This is a genomic window from Spirosoma profusum (assembly GCF_014699005.1).
GTDB lineage: Bacteria > Bacteroidota > Bacteroidia > Cytophagales > Spirosomataceae > Spirosoma > Spirosoma profusum.
In genome coordinates, this window is sequence record NZ_JACWZY010000034.1 from 1 (window position 1) to 21,131 (window position 21,131).

At 46.9% G+C, this 21,131-nt stretch carries 21 protein-coding genes; 8 read left to right on the forward strand and 13 right to left on the reverse strand.

Going from position 1 to position 21,131, the window contains the following annotated elements:
• The first annotated feature begins 390 nt into the window (after window positions 1–390).
• The 4 genes from IC229_RS28415 (at window position 391) to IC229_RS28430 (ending at window position 5,852) form a co-directional block, all read left to right on the forward strand.
• Window positions 391–804 carry an antitoxin Xre/MbcA/ParS toxin-binding domain-containing protein gene (locus tag IC229_RS28415; RefSeq protein WP_190891300.1) on the forward strand — a complete coding sequence of 138 codons (414 nt, stop codon included), beginning with the start codon at window positions 391–393 and terminating at the stop codon, window positions 802–804.
• 140 nt (window positions 805–944) lie between these two features.
• Window positions 945–1,277, forward strand: coding sequence for an RES family NAD+ phosphorylase (locus IC229_RS28420; RefSeq protein ID WP_262893412.1), 333 nt, complete (start codon window positions 945–947; stop codon window positions 1,275–1,277).
• Window positions 1,278–1,699: 422 nt separating this feature from the next.
• Window positions 1,700–1,990: a PadR family transcriptional regulator gene (locus IC229_RS28425; protein WP_317171654.1), complete on the forward strand. Its 291-nt coding sequence runs from the start codon at window positions 1,700–1,702 to the stop codon at window positions 1,988–1,990.
• A 328-nt stretch (window positions 1,991–2,318) separates the two neighbouring features.
• Window positions 2,319–5,852 carry a beta strand repeat-containing protein gene (locus IC229_RS28430; protein ID WP_190891301.1) on the forward strand — a complete coding sequence of 1,178 codons (3,534 nt, stop codon included), beginning with the start codon at window positions 2,319–2,321 and terminating at the stop codon, window positions 5,850–5,852.
• 855 nt (window positions 5,853–6,707) lie between these two features.
• On the opposite strand, the gene IC229_RS28435 is transcribed toward IC229_RS28430, so the two are convergent.
• Both IC229_RS28435 and IC229_RS28440 read right to left on the reverse strand, forming a co-directional pair.
• Window positions 6,708–8,009: a vanadium-dependent haloperoxidase gene (locus IC229_RS28435; RefSeq protein WP_190891303.1), complete on the reverse strand. Its 1,302-nt coding sequence runs from the start codon at window positions 8,007–8,009 to the stop codon at window positions 6,708–6,710.
• 20 nt (window positions 8,010–8,029) lie between these two features.
• Window positions 8,030–8,473, reverse strand: coding sequence for a T9SS type A sorting domain-containing protein (locus tag IC229_RS28440; RefSeq protein ID WP_190891305.1), 444 nt, complete (start codon window positions 8,471–8,473; stop codon window positions 8,030–8,032).
• A gap of 293 nt (window positions 8,474–8,766) precedes the next feature.
• On the opposite strand from IC229_RS28440, the gene IC229_RS28445 reads away from it, so the two are divergent.
• The 4 genes from IC229_RS28445 (at window position 8,767) to IC229_RS28460 (ending at window position 13,219) form a co-directional block, all read left to right on the forward strand.
• Entirely contained in the window at window positions 8,767–9,849 is a 1,083-nt protein-coding gene (locus tag IC229_RS28445; protein WP_190891307.1) for a sensor histidine kinase, read from the forward strand.
• A 193-nt stretch (window positions 9,850–10,042) separates the two neighbouring features.
• On the forward strand, window positions 10,043–11,008 hold the full coding sequence (locus IC229_RS28450; protein WP_190891309.1) for a sensor histidine kinase: 966 nt from the start codon (window positions 10,043–10,045) through the stop codon (window positions 11,006–11,008).
• 171 nt (window positions 11,009–11,179) lie between these two features.
• Window positions 11,180–11,911 carry a LytR/AlgR family response regulator transcription factor gene (locus IC229_RS28455; protein WP_190891311.1) on the forward strand — a complete coding sequence of 244 codons (732 nt, stop codon included), beginning with the start codon at window positions 11,180–11,182 and terminating at the stop codon, window positions 11,909–11,911.
• Between the two features lie 819 nt (window positions 11,912–12,730).
• Window positions 12,731–13,219: an FKBP-type peptidyl-prolyl cis-trans isomerase gene (locus IC229_RS28460; protein ID WP_190891312.1), complete on the forward strand. Its 489-nt coding sequence runs from the start codon at window positions 12,731–12,733 to the stop codon at window positions 13,217–13,219.
• 191 nt (window positions 13,220–13,410) lie between these two features.
• Here the strand turns inward: IC229_RS28460 and IC229_RS28465 are convergent, their stop codons facing one another.
• The 11 genes from IC229_RS28465 to IC229_RS28510 all read right to left on the reverse strand — a co-directional run bounded on the left by IC229_RS28465 (window position 13,411) and on the right by IC229_RS28510 (window position 20,735).
• Window positions 13,411–13,590, reverse strand: a complete 180-nt coding sequence (locus IC229_RS28465) for a hypothetical protein (RefSeq protein WP_190891314.1) — start codon at window positions 13,588–13,590, stop codon at window positions 13,411–13,413.
• A gap of 111 nt (window positions 13,591–13,701) precedes the next feature.
• Window positions 13,702–15,261: an ABC transporter permease/substrate-binding protein gene (locus IC229_RS28470; RefSeq protein WP_190891316.1), complete on the reverse strand. Its 1,560-nt coding sequence runs from the start codon at window positions 15,259–15,261 to the stop codon at window positions 13,702–13,704.
• A 111-nt stretch (window positions 15,262–15,372) separates the two neighbouring features.
• Window positions 15,373–16,326 carry an ABC transporter ATP-binding protein gene (locus IC229_RS28475; RefSeq protein ID WP_190891317.1) on the reverse strand — a complete coding sequence of 318 codons (954 nt, stop codon included), beginning with the start codon at window positions 16,324–16,326 and terminating at the stop codon, window positions 15,373–15,375.
• 35 nt (window positions 16,327–16,361) lie between these two features.
• Window positions 16,362–16,922 (reverse strand): sugar O-acetyltransferase, encoded by a 561-nt coding sequence (locus IC229_RS28480; RefSeq protein WP_190891319.1) that lies wholly within the window; start codon window positions 16,920–16,922, stop codon window positions 16,362–16,364.
• A gap of 101 nt (window positions 16,923–17,023) precedes the next feature.
• Window positions 17,024–17,353, reverse strand: a complete 330-nt coding sequence (locus IC229_RS28485; RefSeq protein ID WP_190891321.1) for a DMT family transporter — start codon at window positions 17,351–17,353, stop codon at window positions 17,024–17,026.
• A 303-nt stretch (window positions 17,354–17,656) separates the two neighbouring features.
• Window positions 17,657–17,776, reverse strand: coding sequence for a putative molybdenum carrier protein (locus IC229_RS35460; protein WP_223834240.1), 120 nt, complete (start codon window positions 17,774–17,776; stop codon window positions 17,657–17,659).
• On the reverse strand, window positions 17,776–18,117 hold the full coding sequence (locus IC229_RS28490; RefSeq protein WP_190891322.1) for a YpsA SLOG family protein: 342 nt from the start codon (window positions 18,115–18,117) through the stop codon (window positions 17,776–17,778). Before IC229_RS28490 ends, IC229_RS35460 begins: the two co-directional genes overlap by 1 nt.
• A 72-nt stretch (window positions 18,118–18,189) precedes the next feature.
• On the reverse strand, window positions 18,190–18,816 hold the full coding sequence (locus tag IC229_RS28495) for an MOSC domain-containing protein (protein ID WP_190891324.1): 627 nt from the start codon (window positions 18,814–18,816) through the stop codon (window positions 18,190–18,192).
• Between the two features lie 15 nt (window positions 18,817–18,831).
• Entirely contained in the window at window positions 18,832–18,996 is a 165-nt protein-coding gene (locus tag IC229_RS35955; RefSeq protein ID WP_190891326.1) for a DUF1348 family protein, read from the reverse strand.
• 160 nt (window positions 18,997–19,156) lie between these two features.
• Entirely contained in the window at window positions 19,157–19,252 is a 96-nt protein-coding gene (locus tag IC229_RS35960) for a DUF1348 family protein (RefSeq protein ID WP_317171655.1), read from the reverse strand.
• A gap of 496 nt (window positions 19,253–19,748) precedes the next feature.
• Window positions 19,749–20,735 carry a M48 family metallopeptidase gene (locus IC229_RS28510; RefSeq protein WP_190891327.1) on the reverse strand — a complete coding sequence of 329 codons (987 nt, stop codon included), beginning with the start codon at window positions 20,733–20,735 and terminating at the stop codon, window positions 19,749–19,751.
• Window positions 20,736–21,131: the final 396 nt, after the last annotated feature.

Sequence of the window (21,131 nt, forward strand, 5' to 3'; positions counted from 1 at the left end):
ATGCCTGTGTTTGTTTAAAGTTCGCACTTCAAAATTCACACGGTTTTGGGGATTATTCGTAAAGTTTAAACAGCTCCGTTGTATAAGAGCTAAGAAGCCTTACCGACTTAAAGTTGTTTTTAACAGAAGCAACTGAAAAAGGTGGATTAGTGAGCTTCGTTGTGGGGTAAAGGTTAACTTCCTACTGCAGATCAAAAAACCTCCTACTTGAGACGTAAGTTGTTTCCGATAAACAGGTATATATCGTTAACCGAAAGTTGTACTAGGGAGTCTTATAGACGCTCAAGCTAGTATTAACCGTTCGCCCTATCTGGTAGATATAGATGTCAAGTTGAACTACTTGCTAAGATGACATGTTTCACTTATGTTTGTGACACAATTCTCTTTTACATGGCTACTCCAACTCCCCAATCCACTAGTCTGACCCGATCCTCACCTTTTGGCGTGATCAATTTATCACGCCAAGGAATTCTGCGTGCTCAAGTTGATGAGATAGCAGCTCTGGTAGGACTAACTGATCGGGAAATGGCCTACGCACTCAATATGACCCCGCGCAATTTACATCGGCTTAAGGATGAGCAGCGTGTTAGTGTGGGTGCTTCTGAACGACTCTTATTGCTAAAGAACCTGTTGATGCACGCGTTGGATACCTTTGAGGGGCGAAAAACCATAGCCTTGCATTGGTTACGAACGCCTATACGGGAACTAGCCGGTCAGTCTCCTCTTCAATTGCTGGATACAGTGACGGGGTTTGGGCTGGCTGATGATGTTTTGGGGCGGCTGGATTACGGTTTACCGGCATAGCTTTTCCTTATGAGTCTTCTTTACCGCATCATTCGGGATAAGTATCGGCATACACCACTTTCTACAGAAGGAAGCCGCTTGTTTGGGGTCGCTGGAATCCTAAAGGTGTCGGTATATTGTATGTCACCTCAACCCCTGAATTGGGCCTAGTCGAAACGCTAGCCCATGCGCCCTCGGTCCGCTATGAAGACTTACCTATTTATTGGGTATTTTCGGTTGAGGTACCTGATGATATTCGTTACATTAGCCGGGATGAACTGCCTGAGTATTGGCGGGACGAAACTTATGAGCGCACTCAGGGATGGCTCAAAGACTGGTTGGCAGCCCCTGATCAGCTTGGAATAGCCATACCATCGGTACTTGTTCCTTTGTCGTGTAATGTGCTTTTACACCCAGTTCATCCGTTATTCGATCAAATTAAGGTAGCTAGCCGAGAGATTCAACCTGTGGACCATCGCCTTTGGCACTCCTAGTGGTTAGGAGGCTCATATACGTGATAGCTAACTATTACGCTTCTGAAACTACACCGTCTTGTTACACTACAAACAAGCGTATAGAACTTAACCCCTACTTACATTATCTCATAAAATATTCTGCTTAAGATAAAGGATTTTTTTGGGCCTGCTTCTGATATATGATGATAGAGGGTAGTTTTTCAAGAAGCCGCAACCGCTTGATTACTAGTCGCATCTTCTTGAAAATTATACAATCAAATCTAACCCTACTAATTCTCTTTTATAGTACATGGTTAGCCGCTATTGCTACAAACTCGCTCGCTCCTTTATTGAAAAATAATACTATGCTATTCGGATACGCCCGCGTTTCGACCTTACGACCACTTTCCGCTATGAAACGCGCATTTTTAGGTTAACTCGAAGAAGTCGTCCGATTGACGGTGGCCGCTCTTCAGGAATCGGCATACTATGCCTCAATTACCCAAACTATTGACCAGCAGATGACCCGCAGCATCAGGTTTCCAACTGGCCACACCACTCTGCAACGGCTCCAGGAGAAGAGGTTTGGCTCCGTCCTGATGGGCGGAGCCACCGCTGAGCGGGGAGGACGTCAGAAGCGCTTATTCACGGTGACGACGGCTGGTCAGCGGGCCCTGATCGAGCGTCGGCAAGTACGTACCCAACTATGGGAGCAGATTCCAACCCAAGTGGTACAGCTATGGGGCGTGTAACCAAGGGTAGGCCTGTTTCAACGGCATCAATACCTACTCTAAATCGATACCTTGCTGGACTACCAGCGGCATCCACACTCTCCTAAAATATGGCTATTCGTTCGAAATATAACACGGCGTGATGGACTCATCAGCGCATTTTGTAAGCCAGTTTAGTAAAAGTAACGTTTAATAAATTATTGATTTTTCATTATAATATAATCTCATATTTATATTTGGCTTGTTCGCTAATCTCCCAATGCCTTCTCCCTGCTTCGCTGGGAGCACTTTTGCCTTCTTAACTGACGCACCAATTTAATAGCTCTTATTGTACTTCATATTTATACCGATGCGTAAACTTCTACTTTGTCTTTTTGGGTTAGGCTGTCTGTTGCTAGCCGTTTCGGCGAACGCCCAGACACCTGTCATTTCCAGTACCCTGTCAGTCTCCCTGACTGGCGATGCCAATTCCAACGGGCAGACCAACCCTGCCGAACAACTCAGCTACTCGCTGGTCATTACCAATACCGGATTGGGATCGGCCATCGGGGTCAACCTAACCATGCCCGCTCCAGCGAACACCACCCTGGTGACGGGCAGTCTCAAAACATCCGCTCTGGCGCGGCCCGACTCCTACACCACCCTGATTAGTGGTCCCCTCAACGCTACTACCGTGCTGACCAATGACTTTGGGTTGCCCACCAAAACGGTGCTCTCCTTCGGGCCCTTGGCGACTCCGGGCAGTGTCGTGGCTAATGGCACGAACACGGCCTCCTCCGATCAGGGGGCGACGGTAGTCATGCAGACCAACGGGAGCTTTACCTACACGCCCACGGGCAGCTTTGTGGGCTATGATAAGTTTGGCTACACAGCTACTACCACCACGCCCCCCGATGATGCAGCTACGGTGACGGTAGGCGTAGGTACGCCCGTCACAGCCCAGGCTAATTTTTATACCATCACCGGCAATGTGACTAACACCCAACTGGCTCCAGGCGTTCTGGGCAACGACACGGGCGATCAGCGGGTGGTGACAGCCGTGAATGGAAACACAGCCAATGTAGGTGTGGCCGTCACCACGGCCCAGAGCGGGACCGTGAATGTGGGGGCTGATGGAAGCTTTTTGTACGATCCCCCAGCAGGATATGAAGGGCCCGACAGTTTCACCTACACGGCCAACAATGGCTTGAATCTGCCTTCCTCGGCGGTGGTGAGTTTGACCATCGTGGGCATGATCTGGTTTGTTAACAGCGGGGCGGGCAGTAATGGGATTGGAACACTAGCCAAACCTTTCAGTAGTCTGGCATCGTTCCAGTCGGTCAACAATGGGAATGATAACAATCCGGCAGCGGGGGACAATATCTTCCTGTACACAGGCAGTTATAGCGGTGGAGTGACCCTATTGAACAACCAGAAATTGATCGGTCAGGGGGCCAAGGCCAGTCTGGCCAGTATCACGGGCATTACGCTGGCACCGGGGAGCGCGGCTTTACCTCCTACCAACCTGGCTGATCCTAACCTGACCAATGCCTCGGGCAATAGCGTCAGCCTGGCTTCGGGCAATACAGTGCGAGGGCTGACCATCGGCAGTAGCTCGGTCAATGCGCTGGTGGGCAGCAGCTTTGGCAGCTTAACGGTGGCTGACCTAACCATCAACACGGCGGGCCGTGCCCTGGCCCTGACGACGGGAGCCGTCTCGGGTAGTTTCGATTCAGTGAGTTCCACGGCGGGGAGCAACAATATAGCGCTCACCACCGTCACTGGCAGCTTCAGCATCAATGCGGGCGTGCTAAGCGGGGCCAGTGCTACCTCGTTTAGCATCAATGGGGGCTCGGTGAGCGTGACCTACAGCGGCAATCTAAGTCAGGCCAACAATGCGCCTATGGTCAATGTAGTAGGCGGTCATTCGGGCACCCTCCTCTTCCAGACAGGTACCCTGAATGCCACCAACGGGACGGGATTACAATTCGACAATGCAGATGGGACCTATACCTTCAACGGGACGACTACCTTAAACGGGAGCGATGCCGGGATTGACATAGTGAATGGGTCAGGCGGTACCTTCACTTTTGGCAGTAATACCAGCATTACTAACCCTTCTGGGATTGCTTATCGGGAGGATAGCAGTACGCCAGGTGTCAGCTACAATGGCACCATTATCAAGACAAACAACGCCAACATAGCGGTGGACATTAATGCCAAGTCAGGTGGAACAACCGTCTTTGGGGGAGCCATCACAGCCAGCACCACCACCTCTAATGCCATTGATCTGACCAATACAGGCGGCACCGTTAGCTTTACCGGGGGCAGTCTTACCCTGACAACCACCAGTGGCATTGGGTTCAATGCGACGGGAGGTTTTACGGTGAATGTGACCGGTTCAGGGAACAGGATCAGCAGTGGAACCGGCACGGCGTTGAATGTGAGCAACACCACAATTGGAGCAAGCGGTCTTACTTTTCATAGTATTTCAGCCAATGGTGGGTCGAGTGGGCTGGTGCTCAATAATACAGGTTCCAGTGGGGGATTAACCATTACAGGTGATGGGGCATCTGATCCTAACAACAACACAAAGGGCAGAACAACGGCAAAATCTGGTGGCGGCACACTAGCGCTAGGATCAGGCGGAACAATAAATAATTCTTCAGGAATAAGTATTTCCCTGACCAATACAGGTCCCGTATTTCTCTATAATATGGTGCTTCAGAACGGATCGACAGATGGCGTAAAGGCAACAAGTGTTGCCAGTATGCTTGTTGATAATACCAAAATTTCAGGTTTTGCAAACGGCCACGGTTTACAGGCTAGCTCATCAACGAACATCCATTTTCAACATGCAGAAATTGGTAACAATGCAACTACGTTAGCTACTGGTGGGTCGGATATCTGGAATGTTCAATTAGATAACGTAACAGGAAGTACTACGATTAAAAACAGTTTTTTTAATATTTCTCTGGAGTCTGTTTTCAATGTAAAAAATAACTCTGGAATCCTTAGCCTGACAAGTACAAACAGCAATTTTTCAGGTGCAACAGCGGGAACGGGTTTGGGCCTATTTCCCTATGGTAGTGCTACGATTATTGCTCATATTCAAAATAGTACCATAGCGACAAATTCAGCACGCGGCATTCAATCAGCAACAGAGACTGGAGGCAGTGGGTCATTATCATTGAATGTTAACAACTGTACGTTTATAAACAACTATGTGAGTATTGACAACGCCCATGGTTCAAGTGGCACCAACTCTTTTTCCGTTACCGATAATAACTGTCAAACCAATGTTGCCTCTAGTGCGATGGCAATCAGTATCAATCGATTAGGCAGTCCAACCTTTAGCAATTTTGGATTATTCAGCGGGACAGTTTCCAGAAATATAATTGGCACAGCGGGTATTGCTGATTCCGGGTCTTCGGCTGGTGATGGAATTACCGTGAAAACAAATGGTAATGGTGGTAGCATCAGAATTTCGATTTTAAATAATACTATCCGGGAATATGGACAACATGGTATAGGTTTATTTGCAAGAGATGCAACCACAGGTCACCTATTTGAGGCTAGGGTTGAAGGAAATAATATTGCAAATGGTAAAGCGAGCCTTTCCCTCGACGGAATTAATGTAACACTTGGCGCTTTAAATACGGATGTCCTTACTATTTGCTTAAATATCCTCAGTAACACCGTAGCAAATGCAGTACGTAATGGTATCCGGGTAAGGTCATCCGGATTACCTGCCGCGAATGCAACCCTTACGCTTCCTGCCTATGACACAACTGGTGCAGCTTATTTTGCGAACCGAAACCCTGCCGCTACCGGAGCTGGTGGTAATACCAGCTTTAGTAATTCTTCAGGTACGACCACAGCTGGAAATTGCACTACACCTTAGATTATAAAACGGTTGAATGGGTTTGATCTTCTGGTCAATTTGCTGGATGATGTCCAGCGGGAGATGGAAGGGCAGGAGTGGGGAACTATTTTCCGACTCTGAATGCGGTCTTTAAAATGGTAAGTAACACTAGCGTAGCGACTCGATGAGTAATCAATTCACCGTACATTGATTCTAGGAATGAGTTTTTGAAGCAACCCCTTAGAGCTCACTCACCATTAAACAAACCAATTCGGGAGCCAATAATCTCTGATTTTAAATCGATTATCATAAGCTAACATTATGTCGAGACGGCGTTTCCTATCACTTTTTTATTTTGCCCCAACCTTTTGGGTGCTGTTCATTCTGTTATCCCAGGTAACTAAAGCACAAGGCAACACCTCGTATGTGGCACGTATTGATTCGCTTTACTCCTACCTGAATCAAACATCGTCACCTGGTATCGCCCTTGCCGTGGTTCAAGACGGGGAAATAATAGTGAGCAAAGGATCCAACACCGCCGAGGGATGGGGAGTACCACCCATGCCAATCTGAGCAAACAATAGACTGAGCAGTTACAGTAGCGCAAGGCCCAAAACGTATTACTTAACCATGGTCTGAATAGGGAGATTAAAATGAAAGCTCTTTTCAGTAGTTCGCTAGTTATCAATTAATTGTCCGTTTGCTAAATATTGATTTACCTTTTGATAATTAGTAAGCGAATGGATAAACTCACCCCCTCCGCTGATCTGAGATAAATAGGGCTTATGACGGACACGACCGGAGTGTGGACGAGCGCAGCCATCCCATTCATCTGACTACTTTTTCTTGATGAATGAGTAGTGGCTTTAGTTACATAATCACTTTATACGGGGGTCATAGGGTAAACTTCAATTTTTGTACTACGTTGTTAGCAACCACCTGCCCCTGCACCAGACTTATTTCATTTGTTTTACGGTAGTGAAGACCTGCATATAAACGGGATACGCCAGCTTCTCTGGCCGCTTCATTGAATGAGTTATACGAACGGGGGCTAAATCCGACCAGATTGTAGGGCCTGTCGGTGTATTTATAGTTATCGCCAAACACCAACGTTAAAGCCTGAGCCGCTGCTCCAGATGTCGCCGAATGACCCGCCGGATATTCAGGGTGAGCTGGCGTCGGGATCAGCGTATTCCAGGTAGGTTGATTCATTACGGTACGTATATACGTAACAGGTCGAACGCCGTTGTAGAAGTATTTTGATTTGAAAAGACTGATCTGCACATCCGATACGGAAATACCTACCTTAACAAAGGCAATAGCCGCAGCATGCAACTTCGGTTTCTCAATGGCCAATACCTGGCTAAGAACATTAAACCAGGAATTATCGGGCCAGAACGTAGCGATTATCCGTTGCTCCGCCGTCAGACTCTGCGAAATGTCATACAACTCTTTCACCTGAGCGTAGTAGGCTGAATTGGTGGCTTCAGAATACGGAATTGGCGGTCCCTGATCGGCTCCTGCATCGCTATTGGCGACAATCAGACGACCTTTACCCCAGTTCGGAACAGCAGCAGGGGCAAATGCGGGTGGGGTTGGAACCCATAAACCTAAGCCAACGGGTGGCGTATAAGGCGTCGTATTATCGTTTCCATCCGTCTTCGACCAGTCAAAAATTGCTGCAGCGATCTTACGACCAAATTCGGCCGAACGGTTTAGTTCGTCGTTTGTTCGTTCTTTTTGATAGAGGGTTGTATTCGCAGTTTCGAGGGAGTCAATCGACGCTTTGTTGGCAGCCGAAGTAGTTGGGTAAAAGTTTCGACTCATGGCAGCCATGGCTGCGTTGGCACAAGCTGGCCAGTAATACGATACGTTTGGTATGACGGTTGGCAAAGCAGGCAGGCCGTTTAATTGCGGGGCAATAGACTGATAACCCGCCAGACCCGGAACAATGGATTCATAAAGCGCAATGCTGGAATAAGCATATCGCCGGGGGGCAACGGTTGGACTTCCGGGCGCGGTTAAACCCAGTTTCAGTTGCATAGTGAGCCACGTAGTGAGCACACTGGCCGAAAAGGAGGAAGCATCAGCAGGGCCAGGAATCTGATGATCCTGGCAGGAAGTTGTCAATAGGAGGGATAGAATCAACCATTTGACTGATTTCGTAAAATGCTGGATGTGTGCTGATTGAATCATTGGCTTATTGGGTTTAAACATCATTGTTTTACGATTAGCTTATCTTCCGATGGCTGCGGGAACGTAATAACCCGACTCAGTTCGGATGCTTCAATACGTATCGTTTCGCGATAACGGGCTTCCTGCGTGCTTAACTCAATTGTATATAAGCCTGAGGGGAGTGATGCTAAATCGAATTGACCGGCAAACTTTCGTTTCGGCTCCGATTCGTCGAACAGAATTTTTCCTTGCTTATCGCGTAGCTGCATACGTACTGATCCGCGACTTTTATTTTCATATCGAATCTGGATAATCGACGAGTTAGGGACTGATGTAATAATAGGCCTTAACCTGTTGGGTATTTCGAGCAGGGTGTTCTGGCCCGTAAACGATTGCGCTTTCAGCGAGACGGTACTCAGGCCCAATCCAGCCAGCCATACAGCAGCCATCACTAAATGGCGAATAGAGGTGCGGATAGTTTTCATGCAAGGATTGATTAGTGGATTTTTTCAGGCAAGACGTTTCCCGTCCTGTTGAATCAAAGCTAAAGTGACACGACTACGTCGCGCTCACTTATTCGGCAGACGGGAATATGCTATCGATACATTACCGTGGATGAATGCCCAAACTACTTGAACAACGCTAAACGTCGTTCGTCGACGACGAACGACGTTGGTTATCAGAAAATATCTGTTTAGTCAAAAAGCTGATAGTTAATAGTTTATTCTCAAGTACCTGCTTAACTTTTGACCTAAATTATCCGATAGCAATGTTCAGGATGCGTTCATTTTTTACCAGGTTAATTCACAGCCGACTCGGCTGGCATCTGCTGCTATGGATTGTTACGTTCAGTGTATTTTTTCTGTCCCATGTACGTCTTTTACCAACTATTACTAAAACCGTACACGTTGGGTTACTTCTGTTACCCTATCGATTGGCACTGATTTATGGAGCACTTTACTGGGTTTTACCGCCTGCACTGAGAAAAGAAAGTCGATTATTTATCAGCCGGTTGGTGATTTATTTACTTGTCGGGATGCTGCTGGGATTTTTCTGGATAGGTTATGTACTCTATCCATACGATACTGGCCAACTGCTTTTGTTTCCAGGGAAACAGGTTATTTTCAATTTCACGGCCTGGACCAACGGGCTTTTACTGGTTGGGATAGTCGTGAGCATTGAACTGTACCGGTTCTGGTATAGTCGGGAGCGAGCCAATCAACAACTGGCCAACGAGACCTTGATGATATCCCTACAGGTGCTAAAAGCACAGGTACATCCGCATTTTCTCTTTAATACACTCAATAACGTCTATTCACTCGCTCTGAAAGAATCACCTCTGGCCCCCGATATGGTGCAAAAGCTATCGGGTCTACTGGGGTATATGATTCATGAGTGTAATACACCCACTGTTTTGCTGACGAACGAAATTCAGTTTCTTCGTAACTACATCGATCTGGAAAAGCTTCGCTATGGACCTCGCCTTCAAATCAACACAACCATCCATGGCGATTCGGACGCCCATCAGATAGCCCCTCTACTTTTAATGCCCTTTGTTGAAAATGCCTTTAAGCACGGCGCGGCTAAACAGATTGGCAGTGCACAAATTGAGGTAGCCTTGTTCGTGGCCAATGACCAGCTCACCTTCAAGGTCCATAATAGTCTTGATTCGTCATTCGCTGGCCTACCTAACGGAGTGGGAGGCATTGGATTAAGCAATGTCCAGAAGCGATTATCGCTGCTTTATCCAAGTACGCATTCCCTGACTATCCGTCCCGAAACGGATCGATTCACGATCGAACTGACGCTGCTGCTCAACCCTAAATTGAGTCAGTTGCCAACAATGACGGCCCTTAACTGACCCAGCTATGAAACGCCAGCACTCTAGTCGAGTAAAACGTCATCTGTTGTTCTGGGCAGGTCAATTTTTGTTTATGATTTCATTAGCACTTGTCGCAATACAGGTTCATATAGGTCTCTGTTTCTGCGCCAATACATTCGATCCGTTATTGTGGGAGGTATTTTTTACGCTCGTTATTAATTTACCTACTATAATGCTCTTCACCTATCCGTTAGCCTATGGACTTCTCCCACTGCTGTTTCGCCGACGATTGGGGCTGTTTGTAGTAGGTGTTTTATTGCTCTATACGTTCTCCTGGTTTCAGTTCGATGCATCCATATACTTACTACAGTACGCCCTTACGCAATGGTTTTCCTATACGCCTAATTATCAGGTTGATACGTGGTTTTTTAGCACTAATTTTCCCGGAGATTTTTTTGTCCTTACCGTGTTTGGAGCAGGGCTTTTTATTGGCTTGAAACTTTATGGAGAATGGGAGAAAAAACAAACGGAGGCCCAACAGCTTGAACGCGAAAAACTGACTCAGGAATTAGACCTACTTAAACTTCAGATTAACCCCCATTTACTATTTGGTACCCTGACGGTACTCTATCAACTGACTAACCAACGATCTAAACAAGCCCCTCAGGTCGCGTTGAATCTGGCCCATTTTTTACGCTACGTACTTTATGAAAGCAGGGCTGAAAACCTGCCACTTTCACACGAAATTGACCTCATAAATCAGTATATTTTTCTCCAGCAAACCTTGTATTCTGACACACTCAATATCTCCTTTACGGCCCGCGGCTCAATTGATCTCTGGCGAATTGAACCACTTCTGTTTTTCTCGATTATCGAGAAAATAATACAACAGGTAGTGGGTGAACAAAGTCATGAGCAACTTCCCCAAACCACTTGGGTCAGCATCGATTTATTAGCAGAAAATTCACAATTGATTCTAAAAGTAGTCAGTGAGCTTCACCAGCCGAATCAGGAAACAGATCGTTCAATTAAATTAAACGAGTTGAAAAAACAGTTGAATCTATATTATCCTGAGAAACACCGTTTGGCAATTTGGCAGGAAAATCAAATACAGGTAATCACCTTAACCCTTTCAAAGTCGGTTAGTGATCCAATGCCATCAGCAATAGGGATGAATCGGATCAGGAATGAGAATTGATTCGTTTTCATCGGTTAGGCAATTCTTCTGATACGTCCTGGCAGGGCTAATCTTCACAATCTGCCAGGATATCAGGTAGATAACGTAAAAATTATTACCTTAACCTTACATTTCCGACGAACGATTGACTAGCCTAAAATAACATCGAAAAAGCTTTTCTACACTAGCACCATGAATCTACGCTGTCTACTAGTTGACGATGAACCACCCGCTTTAGATGTACTGGAAATTTATATTGAATCGGTAGAGGGATTGACCGTCGCTGCCCGTTGTGAAAATGCACTTCAGGCCTTTCAGGTGCTTCAGCAACAGCCTATTGACCTGATGTTTCTGGATATTACCATGCCTAAACTGTTAGGTACTGATTTCCTCCGCTCCCTTCACAATCCTCCACAGGTTATTATTACAACTGCTTATCGCGAGTATGCTCTGGACGGATACGAATTGGATGTAGTTGATTATCTGCTTAAACCTATTCCATTAGATCGTTTTTTACGGGCTGTTGGAAAAGTCCTGAAGAAAAACGGCAAGCTCGAAACGCCTTTTCAACTGCCCGAAAAAGAGTCACCTCCTCAGATGAGTGAAGGCTGCCTCTTTTTCCGGGCTGATCGCAAACTAATCAAGGTGTTCACCAATGAAATTTTGTATATCGAAAGCCTTCGGGATTACGTCCGTATTATAACGACAACCAGTAAACCCCTGATCGTTAAGCAATCCATTAGCACATTAGAAGCGATGTTACCCACCAACCAGTTTGTTCGGATACATCGCTCCTTTATTACAGCCATATCGTATATCAAATCGTACACACCTCGTCATGTCGAGGTAGGAAGTCAGGAGTTACCAATTGGTCGATTGTATCAAAAAGATGTCGAACGTATACTACAGATTAGTTTTAAATGAACTATAGTTAAATTCTTGACCGATTGGATATTAGTAATAAATCAGGATTCTAATTATTCTATTCTTTCTAAAGAAATGTATTTATAATCACTAGTTCACTTATTCTCAAAAAACGGTTAGGTTCGCTGCTGAGACAAAACCCAGATTCATGGCTGGCCTTTGTGGCTAAAAACAAGACCTTTCAATAGGTAGCGGGGCGAGCTAATCAAAAACTAGGTATAGACCTATCGATGCGATACAGACCCCGCTACCCGTTGAGTGCAAAAGAGGGAACTTATAGGAATTGAGGCATTAGGCTTTCTATCACACCGGCCGCCGGAGCGGTTTCGTTCGCCCATCTGCTTACTATTAGTAGGACTCCCGTTGCTGCCTGAGTGAAGCCAGAAACTGCGGAAGATTATTCGTACGGGTTTTGATTAGAATATTGCCTGAATTCCTGCTTAAAAAACATGACAAGAGGCCCAGTCTTCTGCCGTAGAGATTCGAAATGAAAGTCGCTGACAACACCAACAACCCGGTAAATTATATTGACCTCGTTATCGTCCGTGTGGCCGATCAGCTCTCGGTCAATTGGATTCTTCTGCCAGCCTCAGGACTTTTTGGTCGCTGTTTGCGGTGGACTGCTTTTATGTTGAGATTCGCTATGGGATCTAAGAGAAGTCACGGCCTGTGGTCGCCTTGGAGCCGTATCTGGAGGATATTATAATCACTTCAATCTATTCGTCCTAGCTACGCACAGTACATGATGGTTCGGTTAGCCAGCCAATTATAAAGTTGACGTGTGGCCAGCCGATTTTGGAAAAGTTATACCTTGCACCTATGTTTCGAATCCTATCAAAAGCCGCTTTAATCGGACTAGCCAGCCTTTGTCTCCTAACGAGCTGTCAATCAGCGAGTAATGCCCCTTGTGAATCAACACCCGTCACTACGAAAGCACCCGACGAGGAAATAACCCAGCTCAGCCAGTTCATCGAGTCAAGCCGCATCAAGGCTACCTTCGATAAGCGGGGTTTCTATTACACAATTCAGAATCCGGGAAGTGGAGAAAAACCGACCGTCTGTACTACCGTCAGCGTAAATTACGATGGAAAGTTAACCAATGGCACTCGCTTCGACAGTGGCCAGGATGTCAAGTTTGGGCTCTATCAACTGATTGTAGGTTGGCAGGAAGGCATTCCGTTGATCGCACCCGGTGGACGTATTACGTTGTATTTGCCTCCTTCGCTGGCGTATGGTGATCAGGAACAGCGGGATATTCCCGCTAATTCAATTCTTGTCTTCCAGATTGACCTACTAACCATTCACTAAGCTAGATGTGCTAATTATCGTGGCTTGTTTGGGGCGAAGATTCAGAGTTTAAATCTGGGCTAGGTAAGTCTGGACTCTCTACATAAGAAGCTTTCGACGAGTCATTATCTTCCACAGCTTGGTCATCGCTAAATTGTTTCTGGATGGCGGGCCTAAAGGCAATAAACTGCTCATCGCGGATCTCCGCGTAATCATCCTTGACAGGCTTTCGTTGCAATCTCGGTAATGGTAAACGTAAGGATAGGCTTAATTCCGGAGTTTACGAGTACCAGATCGCCTTCTTTCAACGTAGTCGTCATACAGTTACGTTTCGCATAGGACGTAGCAACGTAGCATTCGTTACATGTCTGTTGAATGTAGTACAGCAGCATCAATCAGCATTTGGGCTTGCCACCAATCACTGAATAAAAAACGAAGAACCATCTGTCTATTAAAAAGAAGCAAGTCCATTGTTAAACTAATAAATAGTGGGAAAATCGCTTCTAATGCTCCAGGTAACGTTTTAAATCTGAAGTCATTCGGATGCCTAACCGATTGGCTTGTGATTCGCGCATCATCAGTGCATACGTATTGTTGAACCCCAATGGCTTGAGCCAAGTTAACCCATACTTTTGTTTAAACTCGCTATTGACGTACTGGTAAAGGGCTTTAGAGTCGGTTTTCAGTGAATCGATAGTCGAAAGGGATGGTTTGAGCAGGACTAACAAGCCAGCACCTGTGTATTCTGGATAAAGGTCGAGTGAACCAGCCTCAAGGGCGTCGAAACACAGTTTAGTCCCACTTAAACCGGTTCGGGTAACAACTTCCACAGGTAGCCGATTTTCCACTAACTGACGTATCATTTCGACCAGAATATATTGCTCCGTAAAAATCATTGCGCCAACTTCAATCTTCCCCGAACGTTTGTTGATTCCCGGTTGCTTGAGCAAACCACTACGTTCCAGAAACTGGCGGGCTACCGCTTTGGGCGACTCATGCAGGCAATCGACGCGGTAGTTTAATTCCGTCATAGACGAATCGGAAAGGCGACCCGACAGTAATTCAAGTGTTGGTCCAAGGTTCGGGTACTTCTTCAACGTAGCCTGGCGAACCAGGAATGATGCTTCATAGGGTGGAAAAGCATGTTTGTCATCTACGAGTGTCCGCAGGTCAAACGTCTTGATACGTCCATCGGTCGAGTAGCCGCTAATAATGTCGAACAGGTTGCGGTGAATCGACTCATACATAAGATTTGGATCGATGAGTCTGGAGGAAAGGTGCAGTTCATAGGCCGCCACCAGCGCTGGATAGCCATCGGAGCGGCCATAAAACTCGTGAGCAAAGCCCGCATTCAGTTTTGTCTGTCCGTTTTTCGGTAACCAATAGAAAGCCGATAAGAAGGGAGCCAGTAACAGGAAGACGACCATCGTTCGATAACGTACCAGTTTACGCAGGTGTTGCAATCGGCCCAGACCGGCATCGAACAGGATCGCCAGCAAGGCAGACGGGATGGTTCCGGCCAGAATCATGTTGGTATCGTTCAGGGCAATTCCACTGAAGATAAATTCACCCAGTCCGCCAGCGGCCAGGTAAGCGGCCAGCGTGGCGACGCCGACGTTGATAACGGTGGCCGTGCGAATACCAGCAAAAATAACCGGCAATGCCAGGGGGAGTTCCAGGCGGGTGAGCAACTGCCAGGGAGTCAGGCCCATTCCCCGGGCTGCTTCTTTCAACGTCGGGCTTACTTCCCGAATGCCAACGTACGTGTTTTGCACAATGGGTAGCAGGGCATACAGAAATAAGGCGACAATGGCGGGACCGGGGCCAATGCCAAATAAGGGAATCATAAAGCCCAGCAGGGCGAGGCTCGGAATTGTTTGCAGAACACCTACTGCGCCTAAGGTGGTGGAAACAAGTCGGGGCCGGAAGCTAATCAGAATACCCAACGGCAGGCCAATCACCATCGCCATGCATAACGACAGGAACGTTAGCCCGATGTGAGTCATCGTTTGTTCGAGCAGCTTATACCGCTGATCAAAAATGAATGCGAAGAATTCCTGCATGCCGGTTACTAGAGTAAATGAGTACTACGTTATCGGTATACATTTATGGGTTATTTAACCATTATTACGGAGTCCTATTATAAAAAGATAACCAAGGCCAGACCTTTTTAACTAGGCAGACTGGCGTTCAAGGAGTTGGCTTAACGCAGGCCAGATTGTGGTTAAATGCACCGTTACAAACTGGTTATTCGTCTCAAAAGAAATTGATTTTGCCCCAGATAAATGCCCTAAAGCCTCTGCTAATCGGGTCGGTCCAGGTAAGAGCATCGTTTCGGGATGATACGTTGGTTCATGGGGTAAATAAGGCGATAAATCGTGTAGTGAAAACGTATGCAACTGAAGAGGAAGCCATTGATCCGCGAAAAATTGGCGGACAAATTCAGTAGCGGGACGTAGCAATAAGTCTTGAGGTGTTCCGATCTGCTGCATTTGCCCCCCGTCCATCAGGCCCACCCGGTCGCCCAGCTCAAAGGCTTCCTGAACGTCGTGGGTGACCATCACAATCGTTTTTTGCCGTAACTCATCCAACTGCCTGAATTCCCGGCGAATATGGCTTCGGGTTACGGGGTCAAGCGCGCCCAGCGGCTCGTCCATCAATAAGATCGACGGCTGAGCGGCTAAGGCACGAGCCAACCCGACGCGCTGACGCTGGCCTCCACTTAACTGGCCGGGATATGCATTGAGGTACGTTTCGGGCAAACGTAGCCTATTCATCAGTTCACGAACGCGCGTCTGTATACGCTGCTCGTCCCAGTTGAGCACTCTGGGAACCAAGGCAATATTCTCGGCAATCGTGTAATGCGGAAACAGGCCCGTCTCCTGAATAACGTAGCCGATCTCCCGACGTAATTCATGCGGACTCCGTTTGCAGGCATCAACTCCATTGATTGTTATTGTACCGCTAGTCGGCTCAATTAGCCGATTGATCATTTTCAACGTAGTGGTTTTGCCCGATCCGCTGGTTCCCAGCAAGATTAGGGTTTCTCCTGCCCGCACATCGAACGATACGTTGTCAACAGCCTTATGATCACGGTATTGCTTGGTTAGATTACGAACGGCGATCATACATACTAGGCTATGAGGAGGAATAAAGAGATGCGTTAATCGGCAACAGATCGGATCACCCGGCAGGGATTGCCGGCCGCAAATACATTCGATGGGATATCTCGGGTTACAATGCTGCCTGCCCCAATGGTCGTATTGTCGCCAATAGTTACGCCCGGACAAACAACCACATTGCCAGCGAGCCAGACATTATCGCCAATGGTAATCGGCTTGGCGATGTCGGACCCTTTGCTAATGCGATGACTGGCCGATAACGGATGACTAGCCGCATATAAACTAACATTTGGCCCTATCAGTGCATTGTTACCAATTCTAATTGGAGCATAATCTAATATTGTACAATTGAAGTTAATGAATACATTATCGGCAAGGTAGATATAAGTCCCATAATCACAATAGAAAGGCGGCTGAATATCAAGATCTTTACCAAAAGAGCCCAAAAGTGTGGTTAGTATGGTGTTTCTGATTTCCTTTTCAGCGTTTAACGTCTGATTATATTGTGTAAATAATTCTCTGGCTCTGGCCCGCATAGCCATAAGGTCAGGGTGATAGGACCAATACCATTCCCCGGCTAACATCTTTTCTAGTTCACTCATTTTTAGGTTTTAGTAAATACGTGTTACTAAAAGTTCATTTACTGGTAGTATACTATAAAAATTCAAGTCTATCTCAAAAACCAACGAGCCAGGCCAGTCTGTTAATGGCCTGTTGTCTTTGATAGTAGGTTCATAATCAGTACGCCTGCAATGATTAACCCCATGCCTATGATTGCGGGTAGATCTGGCACTTGCTTAAAGACAACAATACCTACTAAAGCCACCAATACAATACCGACACCAGACCAGACAGCATAAACGATTCCAATAGGCATTGAGCGCAATGTTAGACTCAAAAAATAGAAAGCTACCCCATACCCCACTAAGGTAATCAGGCTAGGGACCCATTTAGTAAACTGATTGGATGCGTTCAGTGCACTGGTAGCAATAACTTCAGCAATAATCGCTATCAACAAATACAAATATTTCATTTGGCTACAATATAAACACACCGTAACTAAGCTCTACCTATTTAGCCAAGCAAAGAAGTTTTTAAATTCTTGATTTATTTTGAATAGGCAAGGCTTTAGAAAATTTAGAATCTGATGAAGAAATGTCCTAAATGGGAGTTTTTGTCATTCTTGCTGGGCCGATTAGTAGGGTCTGAGCAACGGATAAGTATATAATATGGTTTTTGACATATGGCTCCGACTGAGAAACTGCTTAGTGATACCACGTTGTCCAGTACATCACACTAGTCGTTGACTACCATTTAACTATTGACGTAGCGTTCATTATATATCGGTTGAAGTGCTACGTTCAACCAGTACTTGCCGATATTGCTCCAACAGATCGGGTGTCAGATTACTACCTCGGCTACCTGCTACGTTCAGAATGTTGATCTGGTGCTCCATCAGCCAGGTCCGCAGCTGCTCAGCTGTAGGATTAACAGGTAGGGCTTTCCTTCGTTGATACACGTATTGAGTGTTAGTTTCGTGCCCCCTGTTACGTTGCCAAAAATCAGGGTACCGTCGGATTGTACTACGTTAGCGCGGGTACGTGGTGGATACTTCGCGGAGGAATGTTCCGTAAGTCCATAATCCCGCAGTCGCTCATCAGGGCCAGCTTCAGTAAGATATCCTTTTGGGGCAATGCCATCCGTTGGAATGCCTAGAGATTGGGCTACTTCCATTCCTAGCTGATCGCTGCCGGTCTGGCCACCGGAGATGATTCGTTGAAGTTGATACTGAGGCATAAATTATAAGAATGGACGTTTTTCTGAACGCTATGAGGTACTCCGTTTTTTTACGAAACCAGTGGTTCATAGTTAATGCCCAAACATCCTTTTTATTGAATCCGGTAGGTGTGGCAAGGCAACTAGTTGAGCCAGCAAGTCAGCATTGGCCTGGCGGTTCAATACAATCTGGAACACTGTTTGAATGGTAATGTTGGTGTTAGCTGCTTCGATTAAGGTAATAACATCACTAGCCTGCACGGCTCCTGGTTCAACCACGCGAAAATAAATGCCGGATCTCCCCTCACGAGCGAAGCGCCGAGTCATGCCGGGATCGTCAAACCGAACGTTAAGTTTATAACAGGGGAATCGGGGCTGTACCGCTCGTAAAAGAGCCGACCCAACCCGAAACAGGTCGCCAATGTGTACCTCTGATTCAAGCAGCCCTTCTGTGGTCAGGTTCTCCCCAAATAAGCCTGGGGTCCAGTCATCACGTTCGAGTTGGTGCTGCCAGTGTTCGTAATGCAGGTTATCATAAGCATACACCGCCTTGTCCGGCCCGCCGTGTACCTTCAGATCAGCTTGCTGATCCCCTACGAAGTTGAGCGGCTCCAGAGAAACCGCCCCCTGAATGGGCTGCTTGAAAATACCGGTAGTAATCGTGCGTCCAGCCCATTCAACAGAACGAGGCAGGCCTACATTGACCGAAAGGATGTGCATGCGCAGCTTGATAGACTAGAGATTGGCAATTGGGTTAGTACTGATACGGCGTTCGTCGGGTTGGATGGGGAGGTCGTTAATGCTGGCAAATCGTTTGCTCATCAGGCCATTTTCGTCGAACTCCCAAAGTTCGTTGCCATAGCTGCGATACCAGTGCGCGCTTACATCATGCCATCGCACCAGCGACCCGGTCGTATTCGAACCGAACCGTTATTCGGTTCTCGACAAAGGTCCGCTCCGGCGGCCCGGCACAGTTCTTTCCTTAGTTTGTAATCCAGCTCCCTTTCCCATTTACGGGTCAAAACTCTTTAACTTCCGCTCGTCTGTTGATGAATTTGGTTCAGTTGCGCCACTCGGTGTCCATCGTGTAGGCTAAACTGACTTCTTCAGGATCTTTGCTGTTCCAGGCATCTTCGGCCATCTGTATTTTTTGCATAGCCGTGTCACGTGTAAATGGCGGCAGGGGTGGTCGCAAAGCTGGATTGTAAGGTGGTTGAGCGAGTACCTCGTCCCACATTGTGTCTCCGCACGCTTCGATCACAAAAGGCTGCCCGTCATCTTCGAATGGTGTACTTGAATCCGTTGTGTTCATGATTAGTTGGTTAAGCAGCTACTTGAGCAGTCAAAAGGTCTGCCCAAAAGTCAATGATAATTTACCTCAACCTGAGAAAGCATTTTGAGTCTCGCAGGCTACTAATTGGATTGGACAGATATCGAAATTTGCATTGGCGATCCCAGTATAAACGGACCGACTGTTACACAATCCTAATGGCTTAGCATCGAGGAAGATTCTTATCTTGAAGTAGGATGGGCAAAAAGCGCATCACTCCTCATCATGGCAACAGTCACGGACATTTAAATGAACAGTGAAAGGTTAGTATTTTTACCAGTAAAAGATAGCAAATCCAGGCAGATTAACTGCCGAACGAAACTTACTTCTTGCCAAAACCACCAAATCCCTTCAAGCCTGATGACAGCGACGAACCAAGGGCAGAAGCCGCCTTCTGGGCCGCTGTCGGTTCGGCCGGTGTGTCGGGGTCGGCGAGTAGCGCCGGGGTCGGCTGCTCACCGCACTTCAGGTAATTGCCCGTCAATATTTCTTTGTACTGCTCCGACTCCGACCAGGCCAGAATTTCTTTCACCCGCAGAACGGTATAAGGATGCGTTTGGCGCAGCATCGACTGTACCTTAATCAGTTTAGCCATCCAGTTATCATCGACGTACTCCTCAAATTCATCCGCCTGATGCTTAATGGCTTCGACGCTGATAGGATCGCTTAGGGTTTTGGAATAGCCCGCAATTTTGCCTAACGCTTCGCTGACAGCGCCTACGTCTTGGGTGGTCAGCAGAGCCGCCCGATCGGCGGAGAATTCGGCCCGGCGGCTCCACTCCAGCAGAGCCAACTGTACGCTGATATCGAGGGCGCTGTTGAAGGGAGCCGGAATCATGCTCATCAGGGAAGAACCGAAATACCGCAGAAAGTACGTGAACGTATTGTAAAACATATGGTCGCATTTGACGTGCCCCAGTTCATGGCCAATAATCGCTAAGGCTTCGCGTTCCGTCAGAATATCCAGCAGGCCGGAGTTAATATTGATGCTGTAACGGTCAATTCCACTGGCAAAGGCATTAATTTCGTCGATGGTTTCGACGTAGAGATCGGGCAATTTGGGGACATCGAGCACACGTGCCATTTTGGTATAGGCACGGTAGAGAGAGGGGTACTGGGTTTCGCTGACGCGTGCACAGGATGAGCTATTGTAATAATGCTGGGCGTGTTCAAAGTACGAATTGATGGTGCCAATTATGGACTTGAATTTGTCAATGCCTTTGAGGATACTGCCGGCGTCGCGATCTAAGGAATGCTGAAAGGCGTGATGGGAAAGCCCTGGAAACTCTATAAGGTCTTCTCGTAGCATGATGTAGGGGTCTGGGTATTGATTTCACACTAAACTACGGTTGATCCTCAATAAGTCAACGCCTACCTTACTGATCGGCATTTTTTCGTTCTTAAATCGTTCCGTTCTTTTCCTATATTCCTCTACGACACAACTTCTTTCGTACAAAAAAGCATAGTCCAAGGTGGCTCGGTTACGGGTGCTGGACATAACAGCACTGCTTACTCATCGGATGGGAAAGAAATGTACTGCGTTTATCACGGTAGGACAGCGTAAACTGGTGAGGAGTGGGGGCTTTTCTTGACCGGATGTAAGTCAAGGCATAATCAAGGTCTTAGGTTATATCCTACTACGCCCAAAAAAATCCCCTCAGGCATATCAGCGACCGGTCAAACCAAATGACATTAAGTTAGATCA

Excerpts from the sequence above, each read along its gene's own strand:
- IC229_RS28415 (WP_190891300.1), top strand. The coding sequence starts at position 391 with ATGGCTACTCCAACTCCCCAATCCACTAGTCTGACCCGATCCTCACCT.
- IC229_RS28430 (WP_190891301.1), top strand. The coding sequence starts at position 2,319 with ATGCGTAAACTTCTACTTTGTCTTTTTGGGTTAGGCTGTCTGTTGCTA.
- IC229_RS28435 (WP_190891303.1), bottom strand. The coding sequence starts at position 8,009 with ATGATTCAATCAGCACACATCCAGCATTTTACGAAATCAGTCAAATGG.
- IC229_RS28440 (WP_190891305.1), bottom strand. The coding sequence starts at position 8,473 with ATGAAAACTATCCGCACCTCTATTCGCCATTTAGTGATGGCTGCTGTA.
- IC229_RS28445 (WP_190891307.1), top strand. The coding sequence starts at position 8,767 with ATGCGTTCATTTTTTACCAGGTTAATTCACAGCCGACTCGGCTGGCAT.
- IC229_RS28450 (WP_190891309.1), top strand. The coding sequence starts at position 10,043 with ATGCTCTTCACCTATCCGTTAGCCTATGGACTTCTCCCACTGCTGTTT.
- IC229_RS28455 (WP_190891311.1), top strand. The coding sequence starts at position 11,180 with ATGAATCTACGCTGTCTACTAGTTGACGATGAACCACCCGCTTTAGAT.
- IC229_RS28460 (WP_190891312.1), top strand. The coding sequence starts at position 12,731 with ATGTTTCGAATCCTATCAAAAGCCGCTTTAATCGGACTAGCCAGCCTT.
- IC229_RS28465 (WP_190891314.1), bottom strand. The coding sequence starts at position 13,590 with ATGCTGCTGTACTACATTCAACAGACATGTAACGAATGCTACGTTGCT.
- IC229_RS28470 (WP_190891316.1), bottom strand. The coding sequence starts at position 15,261 with ATGCAGGAATTCTTCGCATTCATTTTTGATCAGCGGTATAAGCTGCTC.
- IC229_RS28475 (WP_190891317.1), bottom strand. The coding sequence starts at position 16,326 with ATGATCGCCGTTCGTAATCTAACCAAGCAATACCGTGATCATAAGGCT.
- IC229_RS28480 (WP_190891319.1), bottom strand. The coding sequence starts at position 16,922 with ATGAGTGAACTAGAAAAGATGTTAGCCGGGGAATGGTATTGGTCCTAT.
- IC229_RS28485 (WP_190891321.1), bottom strand. The coding sequence starts at position 17,353 with ATGAAATATTTGTATTTGTTGATAGCGATTATTGCTGAAGTTATTGCT.
- IC229_RS35460 (WP_223834240.1), bottom strand. The coding sequence starts at position 17,776 with ATGGAGCACCAGATCAACATTCTGAACGTAGCAGGTAGCCGAGGTAGT.
- IC229_RS28490 (WP_190891322.1), bottom strand. The coding sequence starts at position 18,117 with ATGCCTCAGTATCAACTTCAACGAATCATCTCCGGTGGCCAGACCGGC.
- IC229_RS28495 (WP_190891324.1), bottom strand. The coding sequence starts at position 18,816 with ATGCACATCCTTTCGGTCAATGTAGGCCTGCCTCGTTCTGTTGAATGG.
- IC229_RS35960 (WP_317171655.1), bottom strand. The coding sequence starts at position 19,252 with ATGCAAAAAATACAGATGGCCGAAGATGCCTGGAACAGCAAAGATCCT.
- IC229_RS28510 (WP_190891327.1), bottom strand. The coding sequence starts at position 20,735 with ATGCTACGAGAAGACCTTATAGAGTTTCCAGGGCTTTCCCATCACGCC.